The organism is Streptomyces sp. NPDC018019, from assembly GCF_044327805.1.
Taxonomy (GTDB): Bacteria; Actinomycetota; Actinomycetes; order Streptomycetales; family Streptomycetaceae; genus Streptomyces.
This window is the reverse complement of the sequence record NZ_JBIRGD010000037.1, coordinates 62,226-82,110: the sequence shown is the minus strand read 5'-3', so window position 1 is coordinate 82,110 and position 19,885 is coordinate 62,226. Positions and strand designations below refer to the sequence as shown.

The window sequence follows — 19,885 nt, the reverse complement described above, 5'->3', positions numbered from 1 at the left end:
TGCGCGATGAAGCGGCCAGCCGGCCCCGTGACCCGGACGAGGAGGCGGCGGATCCGCCCTACCGCGGCCTGGCCCGGTTCGAGCCCGGCGACCATGCCCGGTTCTTCGGCCGGACTCGTCTCACCGACAAGCTCATGTCCCTGGTCCGCACGTGTCGGTGTGTTGTGGTGCTCGGCCCTTCGGGCAGTGGAAAGTCTTCCCTTTTGCGTGCCGGGCTCATCCCCCGGTTACAGAGCGCTCAGGAGCCGGCTCTGCGTCCGGCGGCGATCCGCATCCTGACACCAGGCCCCCGGCCGGTGCACGATCACCGCAAGCTGTTCACTCCGGCCCCTGCAGCGGGAGACACGTGGCTGGTGGTGGACCAATTCGAGGAGATCTTTACGCTCTGTAGTGACCCGGCAGCGCGGCGGGAATTTGTCGACCTGCTGCTTTCGGCCCGGAACGCCGACAGCCGGCTGCGGGTGGTGCTGGGAGTCCGGGCCGACTTCTATGCTCGCTGCCTCGAGCACAAGGGCCTGGTGGAAGCCCTCGCAACGGCAAGCCTGCCGGTCGGCTCGATGACGGCGGACGAACTGCGGGAGGTGATCGTCAAACCCGCGGCCGCCGCAGGACTGATAGTGGAACGTGCTTTGACGGCCCGGCTCCTGAAGGAGACAGGCGAGGAGCCGGGGGCTCTGCCGCTCTTGTCGCACACGTTGCTGGAGACCTGGCGCAGGCGCCGCGGTCGCGCCTTGACGCTGGAGGGTTACGAGGCTGCCGGCGGCATCCACGGTGCCATTGCCCAGACCGCGGAGGCCTTCTATTCCCGGCTCACCCCGCCCCAGGCCGAGGCTGCCTGGCACATACTGTTGCGGCTGATCACCCCGGGAGAGGGCACCCCGGACACCCGCCGTCCCATCGACCGGGCCGAGCTCGCCACTGCCCATTGCGCGGACCCGGGCGATCCCCCCGCCCCGGAAGCGGACCCGGACGCCGTGCTGCAGCAACTGGCTCGCGCCCGGCTTGTCACCATGGATGACAACACCGTCGACCTCGCGCACGAAGCGCTGATCACCGCATGGCCCCGGCTGCACCAATGGATCGAGGACAACCGCGAGCGCCTACGTCGCCACCGGCGCTTGACCGACGCCAGCCACAACTGGCACGAACGCCGTCGTGACAGCGGGGCACTGCTGCGCGGCGGGGCGCTCGCAGAAGCCCAGGACGCCTTCCAATCCCCCGCACAACAGGCAGAATCGTCCGCGCTGGAAAGGGACCTCCTGCACCAGTCCGTCCGCGCCGCCCAGCGGCGCACCCGCCGCAGCCGTCAGTTCACGGCAACCGTCAGCATGCTGCTGGCCCTCGCGGTGGCCGCGACGACGGTGGCCGTACGCAAGTCGTCGATGGCGGATGCTCAACAGCACCTGGCCTCCTCGCGCCAACTCGCCGACCGAGCGCTTCGGCTGAGCGGTTCACGCCCCGAAGCCGCCATGCTCCTCGCCTTGAACGGATACCGTCAGGCCCCCACGGCAGAAGCGCGAGGTGGGCTGCTCAGCGCCTACGCCCGCTTCTACGCCAACCAGTTCACCGGCCACAGCCTCCCGGTGAGCAGCGCGGCCTTCTCCCCGGACGGCCGCACCCTGGCCACGGCCAGCATCGACCGCAGCGTCAAACTGTGGGACACCCGCTCCCGCCGCCTTCTGGCGACCCTGACCGGCCACACGAACACGGTCGAAGACGTCGCGTTTTCTCCCGACGGCCAGGAACTGGCCAGCGCTGCCAGCGATCGCACGGTCCATCTGTGGAACGTGCGTGCTCACCGGGAACGTGCCGTTCTGACTGGGCACGCCGACGGAGTGATGCGACTGGCCTACTCGCCGGACGGCCGCATCCTGGCCAGCGCTGACATGGGCCGCACCACCCGCCTGTGGGACATCTCCACCCGCAAACCCTCCGCCATGCTGGCCGGAGACACCGGCGCCGTCAACGCCGTGGCCTTCGCTCCGGACGGCCGCACACTTGCCACGGCAAGCATGGGATGTTGCCACCCGCCGCGTCACGGCCACGCTCAGCATCAACGACGGCCTAACGCGCGCGATGGCCTTCAGCCCCGACAACTCCACCCTTGCCACCACGGCCTCCGACGGCACCATCCGACTGTGGGACACCCGCACCCGCCGCCTGCGCGCCGCCCTCACCGGCGCCGAGGCCGACAGCAGCATCCACTTTTCCCCCACCGGACGTGCGCTGACGACCATCACAACTCTCGGCACCGCCCGCCTCTGGAGCACCGACGTCGAATACGTCGCGACTCGCGTGTGCCGCCTCAGCAGGCTCCATCACTGGTCCACGCTCCTGCCGCACCAGCCGGTGCAGGACCTATGCCCCTGAGCTTATCCGTAGCCTCTGGCCCGGCAGCCGGTTGCCTAATCGTCCTTTGGGTGTGGATCCTCTGAAGTGATGGTCGGGATCAAGCAGCGAGGCTGTAGTCCTGCTGATCAAGGGCTGGGGTAGAGGCGTTGATGTTCGCGGGCCGTATGGAAGATCCAGTAGTCCTCGAAGTCGCCGTTCGTGATCAATGTTCGGAGCTGGAGGACGGCTTCGGCGCCGTCGAGCCCCCAGCGGGCGCCGGTGATGTCGAGGCGGTCGGCGAACAGGTGTCGGCAGGCGCCTTCGACGGCGCCGGTGGTGATGGGCCAGCCTTTCTTGAGGGCGGTGTCGTAGCGGAGTTGGTCGAGGTGGCCGGTGAGGTAGCGGTGGCAGGTGGTGACGGCCTCGCGGCGGGCGGCGGGAAGCTGTTCGGCTGCGGCCTGGGCGGCCTTCTCGGTAGCCGCGCGATCGGCGTGTCCGGCAAGGATCGCGGTGAGTTTGTCCGCGGCCCAGGTCTCGGCCTCGCGGCTGCCTGCTGGGTGGAAGGCGTGCGCGGCCGTCCAGCAGTACTCGGCGACGTGCACGAAGTCGAGCAGGACGTTCGGACAGATGCCGCGGCGGGCGGCTTCGGCATGGATCAGGCCGAGTTGGTGGTGGGCGCCGTCGACGAGCACGATCCAGTCGCGCAGATGCTGCGGGTCGCGGGCTTCGGTCTGGGCGAAGGCGTCGGCGACTACCTGCTGGGGCGGATGGATCACTGAGGCGGTGCACTATTTCCGCTGCGCTTTCGGGCCCGGCCTCGGCGGTCGTAGCTCGCTGCGTCCGCCGGGCGGGTGCACGATGTCGTGCGGCCGGCGTGGTGCGGGAGTGGTGTCGAAGACGCAGGCCACCGTCGCCATCCTCTTGCGGTTGGGTTTCTCCCCTGGGGCCAGGCGTCCGCGCCGCCCGGCCGCCGCGGTCTTGGCCGCGGCCCGGCGGGTGGCTTCGCGCAGGGCCTCGGGACGCATCACCACGCCCTTGCCGTCGACCTGGATGACCAGCGGCATCTCGCGGGTGCACGGGGTGGGGACCTTCGCCGCATAGCAGGCGACGACATCGACGGCGGCGGCCAGAACCAACTCCTTGAGACAGCGTTTGCCCAGCACTTTCCCGCATCGTCGCTCGATCGCGGCGGCGGCCTGGTCGAACGAGCCGCGGACCGCTTCCAGGACCGCGAGCCGGGCCAGACCGCGCGAGTGGCGGCCGACGGGCAGCGACAGGTGCTCACCGGCTGGATGCACGTTGGGCACACCTCCGCCGCGGTAGGCGATCCGGGTCACCCGCACCGGCCCGAACACGCAGGTCAGCAGGCGACTGTGGTTCCTCTTCCGCCAGGTCCGCGGCTGTCCTTCCGGACCGAGTACCACGCGTCGTCCTGCGTCGGCTGCCACCGCCGTCTCCTCCTTGCCGGCACGCCGATCGAGGTGGTCCTGCATCAGCTGCCGCAGCAGTTCAGGTCCGAGCTGTTCGAGTTGCCCTTTCAGTTCGTCATGGGACATGCGTACCGCCGGGCTGCCGGCCAGCGTCGAGATGAGGCGTTCGAAGACAAGACGGGAGACGGGGTACGGATCAGGCTGGGGTAAGGCGTCGTACGGTTCCATCGAGGGCTCTTCCTCGGGAATGGTTCGTTTCGGGTGGCACCTTCGAATCTACGAGGAAGAGCCCCTTGGTCACTGGGAGTTGGCCCGGCCCCGCCCCGGGCCTCGCTGGGCGAGGGTGAACCGTCCCGGCGTGTTGTCCTCCAGTCCCCCCATTCCACCAGCCGCTTCAGCTTGCTCCTGGTCCCCTCGATCTTCCCGGCCGTCGTCGGCAGACCGATCCGCGGCACGATCTGCTTGGCCTGCACCAGTCCCGGCGCATCGGCAATGATCTCCACAATGTCCCGGTACACATCCGGCAGCACCGTCCCCACCAGGCCCTCCCGCCACGGCGGCACTATCGTCACCCCGCTGCCGTGAAGTGCCGACGTCTTGCCCGCTTCCGGTGCATCCTCCGCCGCAACGTCCGGTTCCGCCTCCGCGGCCGACAGCTCCGCCAGCACCTGCTCGACGGTCTCCCGCGCGATCTCCAACCGCGAAAGATCCTCCCTCGCCTTCTCCAGCCGGGCAGCCATCTCCGCAGCCTCACCCTGAAGTTCTTCCACCCTCTGTCGAGCCGCGGCCTCCCGCGCCTGAAGCTCTTCCGGCAAAGACACCATGGCGCCCCACCTCCGCCCCGCCACGGTAGAAGTGCGACGGCGCCACCACACACCAATCAGCGCCTTCCCAGCTCAGCCATCCCTCGAGAGGATCCGCACCCCAAGACGAAGACACCGGCTGGCAGCACCAGCCCCCGGTACGGGTGGCCGCCCACCACCCCGACGGCATCCGCTGGCACGACGACACCAGCTGGCCGCTGACCGGCACCCAGTGGACCGACTTCCCCCTCAACGCCACCACCCACCCCCTCTCCCGCACCCCGTTCCGCCACAGACGCCACCACCACGATCGAGGCCCCCGGCGGCACCGTCACCTTCGCCCTACACCACACCCTGCCCGCCGCCCAGATCACCGGACCCGTCGCCTTGCGCCTGTGGGCCTCGGCGACCGGTTCACCCTCCTCGACGAGGGTTTCGGGACACCGGCGGTGGGGCGCAAGGCCTGACGGTGTTTCATGTCGCTCATCCCGGCTCGTGGGCCCCAGTCACGATGGCCGACCGCTCTTCGCGGGCGGCGGGCGTCTAATGATCTGTGTACTGCTCGTGCGAGGTCTCGGGCTGCCGTATCCACGCGGCCAGGAGCCGAAGCGCCTCTTCGGAGCTGGAGCCTGCCTCGGCGGTGTAGACACTCAACCGCTGGTCCGGGTCGGCGGGCAGGGTGAGGGACTCGTAATGGAGGGTGAGCGGGCCGACGCTCGGGTGATGGAAGTGTTTGCTGCCATGCGTGTGCCGATACACGTTCTGGTCGGCCCACCAGCGGCGGAAGTCCTCGTCCGCGATCGAGAGTTCGCCGACGAGTTCGGCCAGCAGCGGATCGTGGGGATGGCGTCCGGCGTCGCGCCGGAGCGAGGCGACAATGTCCTGGGCGTGGGTGTCCCAGTGGGTATACAGCGAGCGGGCGGTCTCGTCACAGAACATGAACCGCACCAGGTTCCGCTCGCGGTGCGGCAGCGCGTCGAAGTCGGTGAGCAGCGCACGTGCCATCTGGTTGGAGGCAAGTACGTCCAGCCGTCTTCCCAGCACCAGGGCGGGGGTGTGCTCGAGGGTCCGGAGCAGGTCGCGCAGTCCCGGGCGGACCGGCTGCGGACGCGTCGCCGTGCGGCGGGGGCTGCCCGCGGCGGGCTTGGCGAGCTGGAACAGGTGGGTGCGCTCGACGGGATCGAGGCGCAGCGCGCGGGAGATGGCGTCCAGCACGGTCTCGGAGACGTTCAGCCGGCGTCCGCGTTCCAGGCGTACGTAGTAATCGACGCTCACGCCCGCCAGTTGCGCGATCTCTTCGCGGCGCAGTCCTGGCACGCGCCGAGGGCCGCCGTCGTCGGGCAGACCTGCCTGGCGCGGGGTGATCCGTGCCCGCCGGGAGCGGAGGAAATCACCGAGAGCTGTGTTGCGGTCCATGCCGTTCACGATAGGGCCCCAGATCGCCCCGACGGCCCGCGAAGGGGAGCCTGACAGTCCCCCGGTCCGGCTGTCCCCGGGGCGAAGCGGGCTCCCCGGAAGCCGGTCAGCGGCCGATTCCGGTGCTGAAGTGGAACGCGTCGAGACCGACCGGGGCCCAACGCCCCGGCCGGTCCCTGTTCGCATCGCACGAAGGGAACTCCTGTGTCCGACACCAAGACATTCCTGATCACCGGCGTCAGCACCGGCCTGGGCCGCGCCCTCGCGCGCGCGGCGTTGGCCGCGGGCCACCGGGTGGTGGGCACGGTGCGCACACCCGCCGACGCACGGGCGTTCGAGGCGCTCGCCGGCGATGTGCACGCCCGCATCCTGGACGTGACCGACCATGGCGCGGTGGACACGGTCGTGGACGAGACCGAGCGCGTCCTGGGCCCGGTCGACGTACTCGTCGCCAACGCCGGGTACGGCCATGACGGCCTCTTCGAGGAGTCGTCGATGGATGACCTTCGCCGGCAGTTCGAGGTGAACGTCTACGGAACCGTGGCGGTAATCAAGGCCGTGCTGCCGCACATGCGGGAGCGCCGTTCGGGCCACATCATCGCCGTCACCTCGATGGGCGGGCTGATCACCATGCCGGGCCTCAGCTTCTACCACGGCAGCAAGTTCGCAGTGGAGGGCATCCTCGAAACGCTCGGCAAGGAGGTCGCCGATTTCGGCATCCATGTCACCGCCGTCGAACCGGGCAGTTTCCGGACCGACTGGGCCGGCCGCTCGATGGTCCGCGCACCCCGTGTGATCGCCGACTACGACGAGCTGTTCGAGCCGCTGCGCACCCGGCGCGCCCACGGCAGCGGGCACCAGCCGGGCGACCCGGACAAGGCCGCGGCCGCGGTGCTGCGCATCGTGGCGGCCGACCAGCCGCCGACACGCCTGCTGCTCGGCACCGACGCGCTTCGGCTCGTCCAGGCCGGCCGCGACGCCTTCGAGCGCGAGATGCTGGCATGGGCCGAACTGTCGGCCTCCACCGACTTCGACGACCTCAGCCGGTCCGCCTGACGTCACTCGCTGTCGGGCCCCAGCGAGGGGCCACGACGGCGGCCGTCATCACCAAGCCGGCCCGCTCTTGGTCCACCACAGCCGGACCTGCTCACAGCCGTTCACGCCGCAGCGCTCCCTCATAACCGGGCGGAGGTTAAAACTCAAGCTAGAGCTTATGTCGAAAGTGAATGTGACCGTCCTGTTGTCAGGTGCCGTGTGTCAGCTGCATGGTCTTGGTCATGTCTGAACTGCCTTCTCGTCTGTCTGTAGTGACGCTCGGTGCCCGGGATGTGCCGAGGCTGCGCCGGTTCTACTGCAGTTTGGGGTGGACGCAGATCCCGTCCAGTGATGACGACTGGACGGGCTTTCTGCTCGGTGGTGTGCTGCTCGCTTTGCATCCCGTCGAGGAGCTCGCCGCCGAGGCGGCGGATGGTTCTCCGCCTCCTACCGGTTGGTCGGGCATCACGCTTGCTTGCAATGTGGAAAGCCCGCAGCAGGTGGACACCGCTTTCGAGGCTGCGGTGGCGGCCGGTGCCATGGCTGTGGCCGAGCCGGTGGACCGTCCCTGGGGTGGCCGCTCTGCGTATATCGCTGACCCGGAAGGCAACCGCTGGGAGATCGCGTGGGCGGCCACCGCAAGGTTTGACGGGCGTGGTGCGCTGATCGCCTTCGGCGACTGACAGCCTCGCGTCATAGCCACTCGTTGATGGCCGCGATGAGGACGGTCGCCGCGTAGCCGACGGCGAGCTTGTGGTATCTCGAGGCCACGGCGCGGTGCCGTGCCTCTTGAGGCGATTGGTGCCGCACCCGACGGCGCGCCGGGCCGTGTAGTCCTCCGGATCGAACTTCGGCGGCCTGCCGCCTTTCGCGCCGGAGCTCCTGCGGTTGCGGGCTTGTTCGGCCTTGGCGGGCATGGGGCAGCGGATCCCGCGCCGACGCAGGTAGACATGGTTCTTCCGGGATGCGTACGCCTTGTCGGCGCGCATGCGATCGGTTCAGGTGCGGGGCGAACTGCCCGGCTCCGATGTAGGGCACGCGAACCTTCCCCAGGACGTGCTCGAACTGAGGGGAGCCAGGAGTCCCCGCGCTGCCGTGCCGTGACCACAACCGACATGGCTTCGCTGTTCCCGACCGGCCTGGCCTGCGGCTTCGAACGCTGGAGGACGTGTTCGCCTACGCCCGGGCCGAGGGTGTCGAACTGCGGCTGGATGCGCCGAGGTGCAGGTCCGCCGGCCCGCTGCCGGCCGCGGGGACAGGCGGGCGTTCGTGTCAGACAAGAAGAAGCAGAACACGATGAAAGCCACCGTCATCGCGGACGGCAAAGGCCGCACCCTGTGGACCGATGCTCTGCGGCCAGGGCGGATGCACGATGTGAGCGCAGCTCGCGCTGCCGGTATCACCGGCTGTTTCCGCCACTTCGACCTGGTCAAGGGTTGTGCTCGATGACGGCTACCTGGGGCTGGGCCGCGACCATCCCGGCCAGGCCGTTACCCCACCGAGAAAACCACGGCCAGGAGCACTGCCCGGCAGATTCGAGCAAGGGGGACGCGACCGACACGACCACTCGAGCGACCGCATCACCGTCGAACATGCTGTGACCGACCACAAACGCTGGAAACAACCGATGCGCTGGCCCCATCGCCGCGACCGTCTGCCCGACACCTACCGAGCCATCGCCTGCCTCGTCTCCGACCGGACCCGCACCTCCTGAACACCACCCGAGCAGGCCCAACACGGCCCAGGCACTATCACGCACCAACTCGTTAGGGCTCGCAGAGAATCTACGTGTTGCTTCCTGATCCGACGCTCGTTGGTGTGGTATGGGCATACCGGAGTCGGTGCGCAATCAACTCGCTGCGACGTTAGCGGTGTTGTTCCCGCACCTGGTTGAACGGCAGCGTCGGTTGGCGATGGGGGCTGAGGCCCGCGTCCTGGGACATGGCGGGATCCGGTCCGTCGCCCGAGCGATCCAGGCCAGCGAGGCGACTGTCCGCAAAGGCGTCGACGAGCTTGAAGCTGGGGAGGCCCCGCTGGGCCGGGTCCGCCGGCCAGGTGGAGGCCGGATGAGGGCCGCCGACCTGGACATGGGCCTGCGGCCCGCGCTGCTGGCCCTGGTCGAGCCCGATATGCGGGGTGATCCGGTGTCGCCGTTGCGCTGGACGGTGAAGTCGACCAGCCCCCTCGCCACCAAACTCACTCGCCAGGTCACCGGGTCCGGCCGATACGGTCGGTGACCTGCTGCGCGGGGAGGGCTTTAGACGGTGTCTTGATTGGCTGTGGCTCGTTGCTCCGGGCATGGGAATAGCTGAGCGCCTGGTGCCGGACGAGCTGTGGCAAATCTTCCAGCACGTGGCGCCGGAGCCGCCGATGCGCGCCCAGGGAGGAGGCCGACGATGGTGCGATGACCGCGCGGTGCTGGCCGCGATCATCTTCGTCGCCACCTCTGGTTGCACCTGGCGGCAGCTGCCGCCGATCTTCGGCGCCTCCTGGCAGACAGTGCACCGGCGCTTCACCGGCTGGTCGAAGGCGCGGGTGTGGGCCAAGCTGCACCGCGTGGTGCTAGACCGGCTCGGTGCGAACGGTGACCTGGACTGGTCGCGGTGCGCGATCGACTCGATCAGCGTCCGGGCGGTCAAAGGGGGCCCTTGACCGGACCGAATCCGACCGATCGCGGCAAGCTCGGGTCGAAGATTCATGTCATCTGTGACCGCAACGGGCTGCCGATCTCGGTGGGCGTCTCCGCCGCCAACGTGCACGACAGCCAGGCCCTCATACAGCTGATGCGCGGCATCCCTCCCATCCGCTCGCGTCGCGGTCCCCGGCGCCGCCGCCCGGACCAGCTTCACGCCGAGAAGGGCTACGACTCCGACCGCCTGCGCAACTGGCTGCGGCGCAGGCAGAGCGTGCCGCGCATCGCCCGCCGCGGTGTGGAGACCCCCACAGGCTCGGACGGCACCGCTGGGTGATTGAACGCACCCTGTCCTGGCTGGGCAGCTGCCGCCGCCTGCACCGCCGATATGAACGCAAGGCCGAGCACTTCCTGGCCTTCGTCGGCCTTGCCAGCTCCCTGATCTGCTACCGGCGCATCGTCCGCTGAGGAGAAACATCCAGCAGCGGGTACAGTCCCGGCGAGCCCATCGGAGCCGGGGGGCAGCTTGAACAGCTCAATCGGTCAGATCGTGACCGCGGTTCTGGGCATTGGCGGCACGCTCGCAGCCGCCGTGATCACACAGCGCGGTGCCGACCGTGCCAGGGCCCGCGAGCTGGAACACAACAGGCAACTCCAACAAGATGAACGCGAGTACGCCACGCGCCAGGCCCAGCTCGAGGCGCGGCGCACGTGCTATGCCACGCTCAGTGCGGGTACTCGCGACCTGGCCAACGTGATGACGAAGGTCCTTCACGCCTTGGAACGAGGCGATGTGCCCGAGGAGCTGCGATCAGACCTGGACCGGGCACGCCGTGAGCACCGCCTGCGTCACGCCGAGGCCCAGATGGTGCTGCCCGACACCGTGGCGGAGGCGGCCAGCACGGCAAACCGTCATCTTGGCGATCTCTATGGCCTGCTGATGCGACTCGATGGAGGCACTACCCAGCAGGGAGAGAACCTGGAAACCGCCTGGGCGAGCATGGACCAGCTATGGGACCCCTTGTGGAGACTGCGCCACGTCATGCGTGTCGACCTCAGGATCACGGCACCCGATCAGGACCTGTAGGGGCCCATACACATCTTCCCGTTTACCAACCAAGACATCGTCTTACGAGTTGGTGCGTGATAGCGGGTGGGCATGCTCTGGTCGTGAGGGGCATGGTCGATCGGGCGGTCCTGGCGCATCCGGTGTTCATGGGCGTCTCGGCGGGGCATCTGGCGCGTTTGGTTGAGGAACTGGCCCAGCCGTGGACGGCGTCGGCTGAGGGACGGCGGTTCCGGGCACGGGGTGGGTCGAGGAAGCGTGCACCGGGGGCTGGTGCCCGGTATCGGATGGTGTTCGTGGACCGGCTGGTGGTCACGTTGATTCATCTGCGGCACGATGTGCCACACGCGGTCTTGGTGTCCTGTTCGGCGTCGACCGCTCGACTGTCACGCGCGCCGTCGGTGAGGTCCGTCGGCTGCCGGCCGAGCGGGGGTGCGCGATTCCCGAGCGTCCGGGTCTGCGGCTTCGGACGCTGCAGGACGTCTTCGCCTGCGCGCAGGCCGAGGGTGTCGAACTCAGGCTGGACGCCACCGAGGTGCAGGTCCGCCGGCCCGCTGCCGGCCGCGGGGGCAGGCGAGCGTTCGTGTCGGGCAAGAAGAAACAGAACACGATGAAGGCCACGGTCATCGCCGACGGCAAAGGCCGCACCTGTGGACCGACACGCTGCGGCCGGGACGGATGCACGACGCTACCGCCGCTCGCGCGGCGGGTGCCACCGGCTGCTTCGACCACTTCGATCAGGTGGAAGTCCTCCTCGATGACGGCTGCCCGGGCCTGGGCCGCGACCATCCCGGTCAGGCCGTGACACCACCGAGAAAGCCCCGTCCCGGAGCCCTTCCAGGGCGGTTCGAACAGTGGGAACGTGACCGGCACGGCCACTGCAGCGACCGCATCACCGTCGAGCATTCCCTGGCCGACCACAAACGCTGGAAACCACTGATGCGCTGGACCCACCGCCGCGATCGGCTGCCCGACACCTACCGCGCCATCGCCGGCCTCGTATCCGACCGCAGCATCCCCCTCTGACACCAGCGACCGCGCGGCCCGGCACGTCCCACCCGCTATCACGCACCAACTCGTTAGACGTCATTTCATTTGGAGTCGTCGATGGCAGATGAGGGTTGAGGCGATGGCGGTGAAAGCGAGGAAGTGTTCGGGCTTGCGTTCGTAGCGGCGGTGGAGACGTCGACAGCCCAGCAGCCAGGACACCGTGCGCTCGACGACCCAACGGTGCCGGCCCAGCCGTCGCGGGGACTCGGTTCCCTTGCGGGCCAGGCGATGGCGTATCCCGCGGCTGGCTAACCATCGCCGCAGGTGCGGGTAGTCGTAACCCTTGTCGCCATGGAGCTTGCCGGGTCGACGACGTCGCGGTCCGCGGCGGGAGCGGATCGGCGGGATGCCCTGCACCAGTGGGATCAGTGCCTGGCTGTCGTGGAGGTTGGCCGCGGAGATCCCGATCGAGACCGGGAGGCCGTTGCTGTCCACGATGAGGTGGATTTTCGAACCGCTCTCGCCGCGGTCGGTCGGATTCGGTCCCGTCAGCTCCCCCCTTTGAGGGCGCGGACGCTGACGGAGTCGATCGCGCACCGCGACCAGTCCAGCTCGCCGCGGGCACCGAGCTCGTCCAGGACCAGGCGGTGCAACTTGGCCCACACCCGGGCCTCGGACCACTCGGTGAAGCGGCGGAACGCGGTCACCCCCGACAGACCGAAGCCCGGCGGCGCTTGATTCCAGGTGCACCCCGAGGTGGCCACAAAGAAGATCGCGGCCAGCACCTCACGGTCCCCGCGCCGACGCCGGCCACCGCCCTGCGGTCGTTCCGGCGCCGGCGGCACCACACGCTCGAACAGCTCCCACAGGCTGTCCGGCACCATCCGCTCGACAAGAGGGGCAGTCACCACCCCAGACAGCCGCAAGATCACACCAAACGAAATGACGCCTTACTGAGGTTTTCGTTAGTTCTGTGGTGGGTGGGGATGGATTCTCAGTCCCGTGTGGGCGAGGAAGGACCAGGGGAACTGTTCATCGGAACAGACCCGATGGATGCCGCGTTCGGTGGCGTCGGCGACATCGGCGAGGTGGTCGCCGGCGAGGTTGGCCAGCTCGCGGGCCTTGATGGACGACCACAGCAGTTCCACCGGATTGAGCTCGGGTGCATAGGCGGGCAGTCGTTCCAGGGTGAGCCAGTCCTGGTCGGCTGCCCAGGCGCGCATGTCCCGGCTCCAGTGTGCGGACAGTCCGTCCCAGACCAGGACTACCGGCTCACCGGTGTAGAAGGTTTTGACCTGTTCCAGCACCTCGATCAGGGCGGTGGTGTCGTAGCTGCCGGGCTTGAGGTGGAAGCACAGCCGCGGACCACGTCCGGGGTCGGTGGCGTGGTAGCCCAGTGCGGCGGCCATCCCCGCGCGTTTCCAGTTCAGCCGGTGCCGCAGCGTGGGAGTGCGACCGCGGGGCGCGTAGGTGCGGCGCACCTGCGGCAGCAGCGACACCCCCGATTCGTCGAAGAACACGATCCATGCACGTTTCTTCACCGCCCCTTTTTGATGCGCGGCCACTCCTGGGTGACCCATCGGGCGATCTCCGAGTCATCCCGCTCGACGGCCTGACGCTTGGGCCGCTGCAGACTCCACCCCAGCCGCCCGGTCAGGAGGCGCCACACGGACGCTCGTGCCAGCCTCACCCCGGTCACCCGCTCAACGACCATTCCGACCCGTTCCAGGGCCCACAGGTCGGCTTCGAAGCCGTGCGCCTGGGCGCCCTGTTCCAACGCGGCCCGGATCGCCTCGGCTTGGGTGTCATCCAGCTTGGGCGGCCGGCCGGTCGCCGGCCGTCGCCGCAGTGCCTGAGCCCCGCCTTGCTCCCAAAGGCGTTTCCACCGGCGCACGCTCTCGGGGTGCATCCCCACCATCCGTGCGACCTCGGATTGAGGACGTCCTCGCTCGAACAACTCGACCGCACGCATACGCCGAGCCTCGGCCAACTGCGGTCGTGTCAGCGGTGGAACGGACACTCCGGAAACAACAGACGCAGGCTCGGAAGGCACATCAGCATCTTCGCACCACCACAGCCCCCCACACCCACAGAACTAATGAAAACCTCAGTAGGGCCCAGGCGGCCTGGCTGGTGGTGTACCGGCGCTCCAGCAGGAGTGCGAGGGCGACGACGACAACGTACATCGCGAAGCTGGACATGGTGAAGGCGGCGGCAAGCAGGAGGCTGTGGTCTGCGTGTCCTCACCGACGGTTGGTGTCAGTCTCCCGGACCGGTGACCGGGAGCGGCGGCGTGGAGCGGGTTTCGGGCCGGTCCGCCCGGGTTTCGCGGTCCGGCCGGGTCAGGGTGAGGCGTTGGCTGATGCCGTTCAGGGCGCTGGTGCGGTGGGTGACGACCAGCAGGGCGCAGTGCCGGCCGATCTCGTCGAGCGTGCGCAGCAGTGACCGTTCGGAGGCGGGGTCCAGGTGGGCGGTGGGCTCGTCCAGGAGGATCAGTGGGGGCCGGGCGGCCAGGGCGCGGGCGATCGCGATCCGCTGGCGCTGGCCGCCGGAGAGTGTGGCGCCGTGGTCGCCGACGGGGGTGTCCAGTCCCTGCGGCAGGGAGCGGGCGTACTGCGCCAGTCCGGTCAAGCGCAGAGTCTCCCACAGGTCCGTGTCCGGGAGCCCGGGGGCGGCGTAGGTGAGGTTGTCGCGCAGGGTGCCGTGGAGGACCGGGCTTTCCTGCTCGACCAGACCGATCATGCTGCGGTGTTTTCTGAGTGGCAGCGTGCGGATGTCAACGCCCCCGAGCAGGATGCGTCCGCGGTCCGGGGTGTGAAAGCGGGACACCAGGCCGAGCACCGTCGTCTTGCCCGTGCCCGACTCGCCGAGCAGGGCCGTGACTCCGAGCGGGGGCAGCCGGAAGCTGATGCCGCGTAGCACGGGCCGTGCGGGGTCGTAGCCGAACCAGACGTTCTGGAACTCCAGGGCGGACCGCTCTGAGGCCGGGCCGGGAACGGCGCTGAGGAAGCCTCGTTCTTCCCGGTGCTGCCCGATCTCCGGTTCCTCGGGCAGTTCCAGTAGCTCGGTGATGCGCGAGGAGGCGCCGGCCGCTTGCTGGAGTCCGCCGGCCGCGCTGATCAAGGCGGTGAGGGGCTGGGCCAGGAAGTCGAGGTAGAGCAGGAAGGCCATCAGGTCTGCTGTGGTGCCCGTGCCGCGCGCAGGCGCCCCGGTGCTGGCCGCAGACGAGTTCTACGACGAGGCCACCGGCCTGGTCCACCGTGCCTATCCGTGGGCGCCGGACCGGCCGTCCGCGCAGACCTGCTACCTCACCGACGCCGAGTGGGACCTCGACAGCCTGCGGCACGGCCAGCAGCTCGATGACCTGCCGCTGGACAAGGCCGTCTTCCGTACCCGCTGCGACGGTGCGGTCCTTGACCGGCTGGACCTGCGGATCGACTTCCTGCCGCTGGTGCACATCGCCAACACCGTCGCCGGCGGAGAGCACTTCGGCCAGTCCGCCCTGGCCAAGGTGATGCAGGCCCTCGGTGAGCTGGCCGAGACCGACACCGACTCCGCCCGCGCCTCAGCAACCACCGGCGCCCCGATCATCGGCCTGGCCGGTTCCCACGCCGAAGTCGACCGGCTCACCGGACGCCCGAAGCCGCTGGCCGTGGCACCGGGAACCGTCTTCCAGCTCGCCGACGGCGGACGCATGGATGTGCTGGACACCTCCAACCAGCTCGCTGAACTCCGGGCACGCGTCAAAGAGGTCCGTGACCGGGCCGCTGTGAACGCGCGCATCCCGGCGGTCAGCCTGGGCACCGTGGACCCGTCCGGCGTCCCCAGCGGCTATGCCCTCCAGCTGTCCCTGGGGCCGCTGGATTCCCTCGTCGACGCGATGCGGCTGGCCCGGGCCCACAAGTACGCCTTGCTGCTGAAGATGGTCCAGCGCCTCCACCAGGCCGGGCACGCCGACGGCTGGCCGCAGGGCGAGTGCCTGCCCGCGCGGCTCGTGTTCGGCCCGCACACGCCCACCGACCGCACCGCGATCCTGGACGAGGTCGTCAAGGGGGTGGGCGCCGGCGTGCTGTCGCTGGAGACCGGCATCCGCATGCTCCAGGACGCCGGATACCCCATCGAAGACGCCCGGGAAGAGGTAGAGCGGATCACGACCCGCCGCTCGACCGAGAAGGTATCCCGCCCGCGGCGAACAGATGCAGGGGCCTCGGAGAAGGCTGGGCCCGATCAACGGGAGGCCGCCTGACCTTTCCCCCGTCGCAGCACCGCGTCGAATCCTGCCAACTGCCGTCAAGTGGGCGGAGCATCAGCATCGGCGGGCGTGAGGCGGCCATACACCGTCGTCAATCCAGAGGTGCCTTGAGCGCCTTCAAGGCTTCGCGCTGCTGCTGGGCAGATGTGCGCAGGTCTTTTTCCGTGTGCTCCACCATGTTTCCCCCACCGACCTGCACCCTGTACTTGTCCTCACCACCACGTACGCCCTCAATACGGGTCGTGGAGAAGCAGCCCCCGCCGAGTTCGCCGTGAGAGCCCGGCAGCCACTCGCCGACACTGGCATTGACTCCCCGACCAAGAACCTCTTTGCCCGCCGCGTCGTAAATCATTACTGACTCGCCTGCCAAGCTGGGGCGGCACTGGTGATCACCGATGGGCTCTGCGTAGGCGTGCTCAGTTACGCCCGTGATGGTGGCAGTAAACGCAGAGCCGTCGGCCCACGGATGAGAAATCCACAGCACGACGCCAACGGTTAGGGCTGCTAGTGCGGCTCCGGCCCCCCACCACGCGCGTTGCCTGCGCCGCTTGCCGGATGGCACCGCTTCGAGCGTTTGCGTCACCGCTGCCCTGTTATCAAACACGAACATGATCTTGCCAGACATGCGGATACCGAGGCTGACAGGGCGTGGTCTTGGCTTCCGTAGACTCGTTCTCGGCGCGGGGCCGTCGTGGGAGTAGCACTCTTTGATGACCCGCAACCTGCCCGCTTCGTGCACCGTGCTCGGCTACCGCAAGGACGGCCGGCCCATCTACCCGATCCTGGGCGCCTCCTCCGACGACGCGTCGAACGACGAAGCCGCCGTCAGCATCAGCCAGAAGCAACTGAACACGCTGCTGGCGCGGGAGAAGGACCAGGGCGGGCGGGCCGCTGTCCGGGCCCTAGCCGACAAGCTCGGCTTCGCCAACGCCACCGAACTCGCGGACTACGTGGCCGGGCAGCGTCAGGCCGAGCAGAAGCAGCTTTCCGATGCACAGCGCCGCGAACAGGAACTTGCCGCGCGGGAGAAGGCAGCGATCGCCCGCGAGGCCGCGGCTCTGGCCCGCGAGCGCGACGCGGCCCGCCGGGCAGTGCTGGCCGGTGTCGGCGCGACCGGCCAGGACCTGGAGGACGCGGCCGTACTGCTGCGCGTGGACGACGACGCGGACGACGCCACCCTCCAGCAGGCCGTGCAGGACCTGAAGGCGCGCCGCCCCGAACTGTTCACCGTGCCGCCCACCGGCACCGCGCTGCCGCCGGCCGCACCGGGCGGGGCCCCGGCATCGGTCCCGCCGCCGCGCCCCGGCACCGCGGCCGGCAAGCCCGGAGCCGCCGGTGCCGAGATGGCGCGGCGCCGCGGCCTGCTGCCGCCGGTCTGACTCCTTGAACTGCGGGGACCACGCCCCGCCCTTCCCCCCGTGGACGACGCCACCGGCCGGTGAGTGTGTGACCGCTTCCAGCACCACCAGGAGCAGCGGCGTTGATTCAGCCGTACACCACCTCCGTGACGGTGACCGGTGACCGGGACTGGCTCGCTTCCCGGCACGGCACCGACGCCACCGAGACCATCACCCTCGACCTGTCCCAACTGACCCGCGGCACCCACTACGTAGAGCCGACCGCTGCCCAGCCGCACGGCTTCGTACGCTCCGGCGTCCCGGTGGGCCACATCACCGCCTCCGGCCTGTACGGCGCGTACGATCCCACCGCCGAAGACGGCCGGTCGGTGCTCGCCGGCCTGGTCTACGCCGAGGCGCCGTTCACCCCCGGCACCAGCAAGGTCCCGGCCGCCCTGCTGTGGCACGGCACCGTCCACACCGGCAAGATCCCCGGCGGCCTTGACCCCGCCAAGATCGCCCCGTCGCCGCACGGCGCGCAGATCCGCTTCCTCGGGGCGGTGGACGCATGAGCATCGCCGATCTGCTGAAGAACGTCAGCGTCGCCGACCTGACCGTCTACGCCCGCGCCATCCCCACCCCGGACGACTTCCTGCTCACCAGCAGCGTCTTCCCGGAAACGCAGGTGCACGATGTGAAATGGCGGGTGCGCCAGTCCAAGCGGCGCATCAACGCCGCGATGTACCGGGCGTACAACGCGAGCGTGCCGTTCGCCAAGCGCCAGGCCCAGACCACGCAGACCGAAGGCACCCTCCCGGCCCTGGGACAGAAGCTCCTGGTCGGCGAGATGGAACAGCTCCTGCTGGACACCTCGCGCGGCGCGGACGAAGACCGGCTCGTGGACCTGCTCTACGACGACGTCGAGCGGCATGTCGAGGCGATCCGCTCGCGCCTGGAGCTGGCCGCCGCCGACGTCCTGCTCGACGGCCGCTTCACCCTCACCGGCGAGAACGGCCTGACGGTGGAGGCCGACTACGGAGTGCCGCAGGCCAACATGCCCACCGCCCCCAAGCCGTGGTCGTCACCGGACGCGGACCCGATCGCTGATGAGCTGCGGTGGATCGACTACCTCGACTCGATCGGCGCCCCGGCCCCGGAGATGGTGCTCACCTCCCGCAAGGCGTATGCGCACCTGGCGTCCAACGGCGCCTACCGGGCTGCCTACTACGGCACCCCGGCCGGCGGGCAGACGCCGACCGCGACACTGAACCCCCAGCAGGTCAACAACGTGCGTGGCACCTACGGCCTGCCGCCGGTGACCTTCTACAAGGCCCAGGTGTGGCAGAACGACGTCTCCAAGCGGGTGCTGCCGGAAGACCGGTGGATCATGCTGCCACCGGAGCGCGCGAAGTGGGGCCAGACCCAGTACGGCACCCCCACCGAATCCCTGGCCCTCTCACGCGGAACCAACCCACAGATCGAGCGGGAGGACGCGCCAGGCATCGTCATCACCCGCGATGTGCAGGACGACCCGGTGCAGATCTGGACCAAGGGCGCCGCCATGGCGATGCCGGTCCTGTACTCGCCGGACTGCCACATCACCGCGACCGTCCTGTGAGCGCCCCCGCCCCGAACGTACTGGCCGCCACGGTCCATGTGCTCGATCCCGTCAGCCGCGAACCGCTGGTGCTGACCGCCGGTACCGAGGTCACCGATCCGGCGATCGCCGAGCAGATCACTAACGCGGTGTGCTGGGCCAGCCCGCCGACGGCCGAGCCTAAACCGGGCCGTAAGACCAAGGCCCCCCAGGACTGATCACCACGGCGGGGAGCAGCCGCCACTGCTCCCCGCCCTACCTACTTCTTCAGGAACTTCTCTCGTGCCCGCAGCTGTCCTGCGCTGGCTTCTCGCCCAGCTCGGCCCCGACACCAACACCACCGATCTCACCGCCCGCTACGAGCGTCTGCATTCCGCTCGCGGCATCGTCCTCGAAGTGCTGCACGAACGCCGCGCCGCGCTGCTGGCAGAACCGCTGAAGGTCACCGTCAACGGCGTCGCCACTATCGACACCTCCGCCAACGTCACCGCCCTCGAACGCGCCATCGCCCAGCTCGCCGACGAGCCCGCCCCCGACGACCCCGCAGCCGTGGACCGGGACCTGCTGAGCACGATCCAGCTGTGCCCGCGCCGCCGCCGGTGACCGGCCGCACACCCATCCGCCGTGCGGTCAACTGCGGCAGGTGGCTGTGCGGGTACGCCGCTGCCCTGCTCGCAGCGAACGTTCTCACCGCATCGTTCGGCATGGTTCCCGTCGGTTTCGGGCAGCACGCCACCGCCGGAACGTTGCTGGCCGGCGTCGCCTTGATGATCCGTAACGTCCTCCAGGACCGCCTTGGCCGCATCGGTGTCGTGGCGGCCGTCCTCGCCGGATCGCTGCTATCCGCCCTGATAGCTGCGCCGGGCCTGGCCCTGGCCAGCGCGGCAGCGGTCGCAGTCGCCGAACTGGCGGACATGGCCCTCTACACCCCACTGCGCCGCCACGGCTGGGCGCGGGCTGTCCTACCCGCCACGCTGCTGGAGACGCTGTAGGACA

The 19,885-nt window shown here is 69.2% G+C and carries 17 protein-coding genes and 6 pseudogenes; 16 read left to right on the top strand and 7 right to left on the bottom strand.

All coding sequences use genetic code 11. The annotated features are described in order from the left end of the window. Positions 1–68 precede the first annotated feature (68 nt). A pseudogene (locus ACH4FX_RS38330) lies at positions 69–1,973 on the top strand (hypothetical protein); the annotation flags it as partial. A 103-nt stretch (positions 1,974–2,076) separates the two neighbouring features. Then, complete coding sequence (locus ACH4FX_RS38325) at positions 2,077–2,370, top strand: WD40 repeat domain-containing protein (protein WP_398486117.1); 294 nt, start codon at positions 2,077–2,079, stop codon at positions 2,368–2,370. 79 nt (positions 2,371–2,449) lie between these two features. Here ACH4FX_RS38325 and ACH4FX_RS38320 read toward each other — a convergent pair. Both ACH4FX_RS38320 and ACH4FX_RS38315 read right to left on the bottom strand, forming a co-directional pair. Continuing rightward, positions 2,450–3,989: pseudogene (locus ACH4FX_RS38320) on the bottom strand (ISKra4 family transposase). A 1,118-nt stretch (positions 3,990–5,107) separates the two neighbouring features. Further along, positions 5,108–5,980: a helix-turn-helix transcriptional regulator gene (locus ACH4FX_RS38315; RefSeq protein ID WP_398486114.1), complete on the bottom strand. Its 873-nt coding sequence runs from the start codon at positions 5,978–5,980 to the stop codon at positions 5,108–5,110. A gap of 204 nt (positions 5,981–6,184) precedes the next feature. On the opposite strand from ACH4FX_RS38315, the gene ACH4FX_RS38310 reads away from it, so the two are divergent. The 7 genes and pseudogenes from ACH4FX_RS38310 (at position 6,185) to ACH4FX_RS38280 (ending at position 11,739) form a co-directional block, all read left to right on the top strand. Next, positions 6,185–7,036 (top strand): oxidoreductase, encoded by an 852-nt coding sequence (locus ACH4FX_RS38310; protein ID WP_398486113.1) that lies wholly within the window; start codon positions 6,185–6,187, stop codon positions 7,034–7,036. A gap of 221 nt (positions 7,037–7,257) precedes the next feature. Then, the gene (locus ACH4FX_RS38305; RefSeq protein ID WP_398486112.1) at positions 7,258–7,698 is read left to right on the top strand and encodes a VOC family protein; all 441 of its coding nucleotides are present in this window, start codon (positions 7,258–7,260) and stop codon (positions 7,696–7,698) included. Between the two features lie 434 nt (positions 7,699–8,132). Further along, positions 8,133–8,729 (top strand): annotated as a pseudogene (locus tag ACH4FX_RS38300) (transposase family protein); the annotation flags it as partial. 109 nt (positions 8,730–8,838) lie between these two features. Further along, positions 8,839–9,274: pseudogene (locus tag ACH4FX_RS38295) on the top strand (ISAzo13 family transposase); the annotation flags it as partial. Positions 9,275–9,313: 39 nt separating this feature from the next. Further along, positions 9,314–10,115: pseudogene (locus ACH4FX_RS38290) on the top strand (IS5 family transposase). A 58-nt stretch (positions 10,116–10,173) separates the two neighbouring features. Continuing rightward, positions 10,174–10,734 carry a hypothetical protein gene (locus ACH4FX_RS38285; RefSeq protein WP_398486111.1) on the top strand — a complete coding sequence of 187 codons (561 nt, stop codon included), beginning with the start codon at positions 10,174–10,176 and terminating at the stop codon, positions 10,732–10,734. A gap of 92 nt (positions 10,735–10,826) precedes the next feature. Then, positions 10,827–11,739: pseudogene (locus tag ACH4FX_RS38280) on the top strand (transposase family protein). 60 nt (positions 11,740–11,799) lie between these two features. On the opposite strand, the gene ACH4FX_RS38275 reads toward ACH4FX_RS38280, so the two are convergent. The 4 genes from ACH4FX_RS38275 to ACH4FX_RS38260 all read right to left on the bottom strand — a co-directional run bounded on the left by ACH4FX_RS38275 (position 11,800) and on the right by ACH4FX_RS38260 (position 14,874). Further along, positions 11,800–12,587, bottom strand: a protein-coding gene (locus tag ACH4FX_RS38275) for an IS5 family transposase (protein ID WP_398486110.1) whose coding sequence is annotated in 2 segments (ribosomal slippage) — positions 11,800–12,254 and positions 12,254–12,587 — 789 coding nt in all. Because the reading frame shifts where the segments join, the coding sequence is not laid out codon by codon here. 81 nt (positions 12,588–12,668) lie between these two features. Continuing rightward, positions 12,669–13,244, bottom strand: coding sequence for a transposase (locus ACH4FX_RS38270; protein ID WP_398486109.1), 576 nt, complete (start codon positions 13,242–13,244; stop codon positions 12,669–12,671). After that, on the bottom strand, positions 13,241–13,723 hold the full coding sequence (locus tag ACH4FX_RS38265) for a helix-turn-helix domain-containing protein (RefSeq protein WP_398486108.1): 483 nt from the start codon (positions 13,721–13,723) through the stop codon (positions 13,241–13,243). Before ACH4FX_RS38265 ends, ACH4FX_RS38270 begins: the two co-directional genes overlap by 4 nt. A gap of 239 nt (positions 13,724–13,962) precedes the next feature. Next, positions 13,963–14,874 carry an ATP-binding cassette domain-containing protein gene (locus ACH4FX_RS38260; RefSeq protein WP_398486107.1) on the bottom strand — a complete coding sequence of 304 codons (912 nt, stop codon included), beginning with the start codon at positions 14,872–14,874 and terminating at the stop codon, positions 13,963–13,965. A gap of 19 nt (positions 14,875–14,893) precedes the next feature. Here ACH4FX_RS38260 and ACH4FX_RS38255 point away from each other — a divergent pair, with 19 nt between their 5' ends. After that, positions 14,894–15,949: a hypothetical protein gene (locus ACH4FX_RS38255; RefSeq protein WP_398486106.1), complete on the top strand. Its 1,056-nt coding sequence runs from the start codon at positions 14,894–14,896 to the stop codon at positions 15,947–15,949. A 97-nt stretch (positions 15,950–16,046) separates the two neighbouring features. Here ACH4FX_RS38255 and ACH4FX_RS38250 read toward each other — a convergent pair whose 3' ends face one another. Then, the gene (locus ACH4FX_RS38250; RefSeq protein WP_398486105.1) at positions 16,047–16,580 is read right to left on the bottom strand and encodes a hypothetical protein; all 534 of its coding nucleotides are present in this window, start codon (positions 16,578–16,580) and stop codon (positions 16,047–16,049) included. 85 nt (positions 16,581–16,665) lie between these two features. On the opposite strand from ACH4FX_RS38250, the gene ACH4FX_RS38245 reads away from it, so the two are divergent. The 6 genes from ACH4FX_RS38245 (at position 16,666) to ACH4FX_RS38220 (ending at position 19,881) form a co-directional block, all read left to right on the top strand. Beyond that, positions 16,666–17,334 (top strand): hypothetical protein, encoded by a 669-nt coding sequence (locus ACH4FX_RS38245; protein WP_398486104.1) that lies wholly within the window; start codon positions 16,666–16,668, stop codon positions 17,332–17,334. Between the two features lie 101 nt (positions 17,335–17,435). Beyond that, a complete protein-coding gene (locus ACH4FX_RS38240) occupies positions 17,436–17,864 on the top strand; it encodes a head decoration protein (protein ID WP_398486103.1) in 429 nt (142 codons plus the stop codon). After that, the gene (locus ACH4FX_RS38235; protein ID WP_398486102.1) at positions 17,861–18,910 is read left to right on the top strand and encodes a major capsid protein; all 1,050 of its coding nucleotides are present in this window, start codon (positions 17,861–17,863) and stop codon (positions 18,908–18,910) included. Before ACH4FX_RS38240 ends, ACH4FX_RS38235 begins: the two co-directional genes overlap by 4 nt. Then, on the top strand, positions 18,907–19,107 hold the full coding sequence (locus tag ACH4FX_RS38230) for a hypothetical protein (RefSeq protein WP_398486101.1): 201 nt from the start codon (positions 18,907–18,909) through the stop codon (positions 19,105–19,107). The genes ACH4FX_RS38235 and ACH4FX_RS38230 overlap by 4 nt, the downstream gene beginning before the upstream one ends. Positions 19,108–19,171: 64 nt before the next feature. Next, entirely contained in the window at positions 19,172–19,492 is a 321-nt protein-coding gene (locus ACH4FX_RS38225) for a hypothetical protein (RefSeq protein ID WP_398486100.1), read from the top strand. Beyond that, complete coding sequence (locus ACH4FX_RS38220; RefSeq protein WP_398486099.1) at positions 19,471–19,881, top strand: VUT family protein; 411 nt, start codon at positions 19,471–19,473, stop codon at positions 19,879–19,881. The genes ACH4FX_RS38225 and ACH4FX_RS38220 overlap by 22 nt, the downstream gene beginning before the upstream one ends. The last annotated feature ends 4 nt before the right edge of the window (positions 19,882–19,885 follow it).

Excerpts from the sequence above, each read along its gene's own strand:
- ACH4FX_RS38235 (WP_398486102.1), top strand. The coding sequence starts at position 17,861 with ATGAGCATCGCCGATCTGCTGAAGAACGTCAGCGTCGCCGACCTGACC.
- ACH4FX_RS38260 (WP_398486107.1), bottom strand. The coding sequence starts at position 14,874 with ATGGCCTTCCTGCTCTACCTCGACTTCCTGGCCCAGCCCCTCACCGCC.
- ACH4FX_RS38305 (WP_398486112.1), top strand. The coding sequence starts at position 7,258 with ATGTCTGAACTGCCTTCTCGTCTGTCTGTAGTGACGCTCGGTGCCCGG.
- ACH4FX_RS38325 (WP_398486117.1), top strand. The coding sequence starts at position 2,077 with ATGGCCTTCAGCCCCGACAACTCCACCCTTGCCACCACGGCCTCCGAC.
- ACH4FX_RS38315 (WP_398486114.1), bottom strand. The coding sequence starts at position 5,980 with ATGGACCGCAACACAGCTCTCGGTGATTTCCTCCGCTCCCGGCGGGCA.
- ACH4FX_RS38245 (WP_398486104.1), top strand. The coding sequence starts at position 16,666 with ATGACCCGCAACCTGCCCGCTTCGTGCACCGTGCTCGGCTACCGCAAG.
- ACH4FX_RS38250 (WP_398486105.1), bottom strand. The coding sequence starts at position 16,580 with ATGTCTGGCAAGATCATGTTCGTGTTTGATAACAGGGCAGCGGTGACG.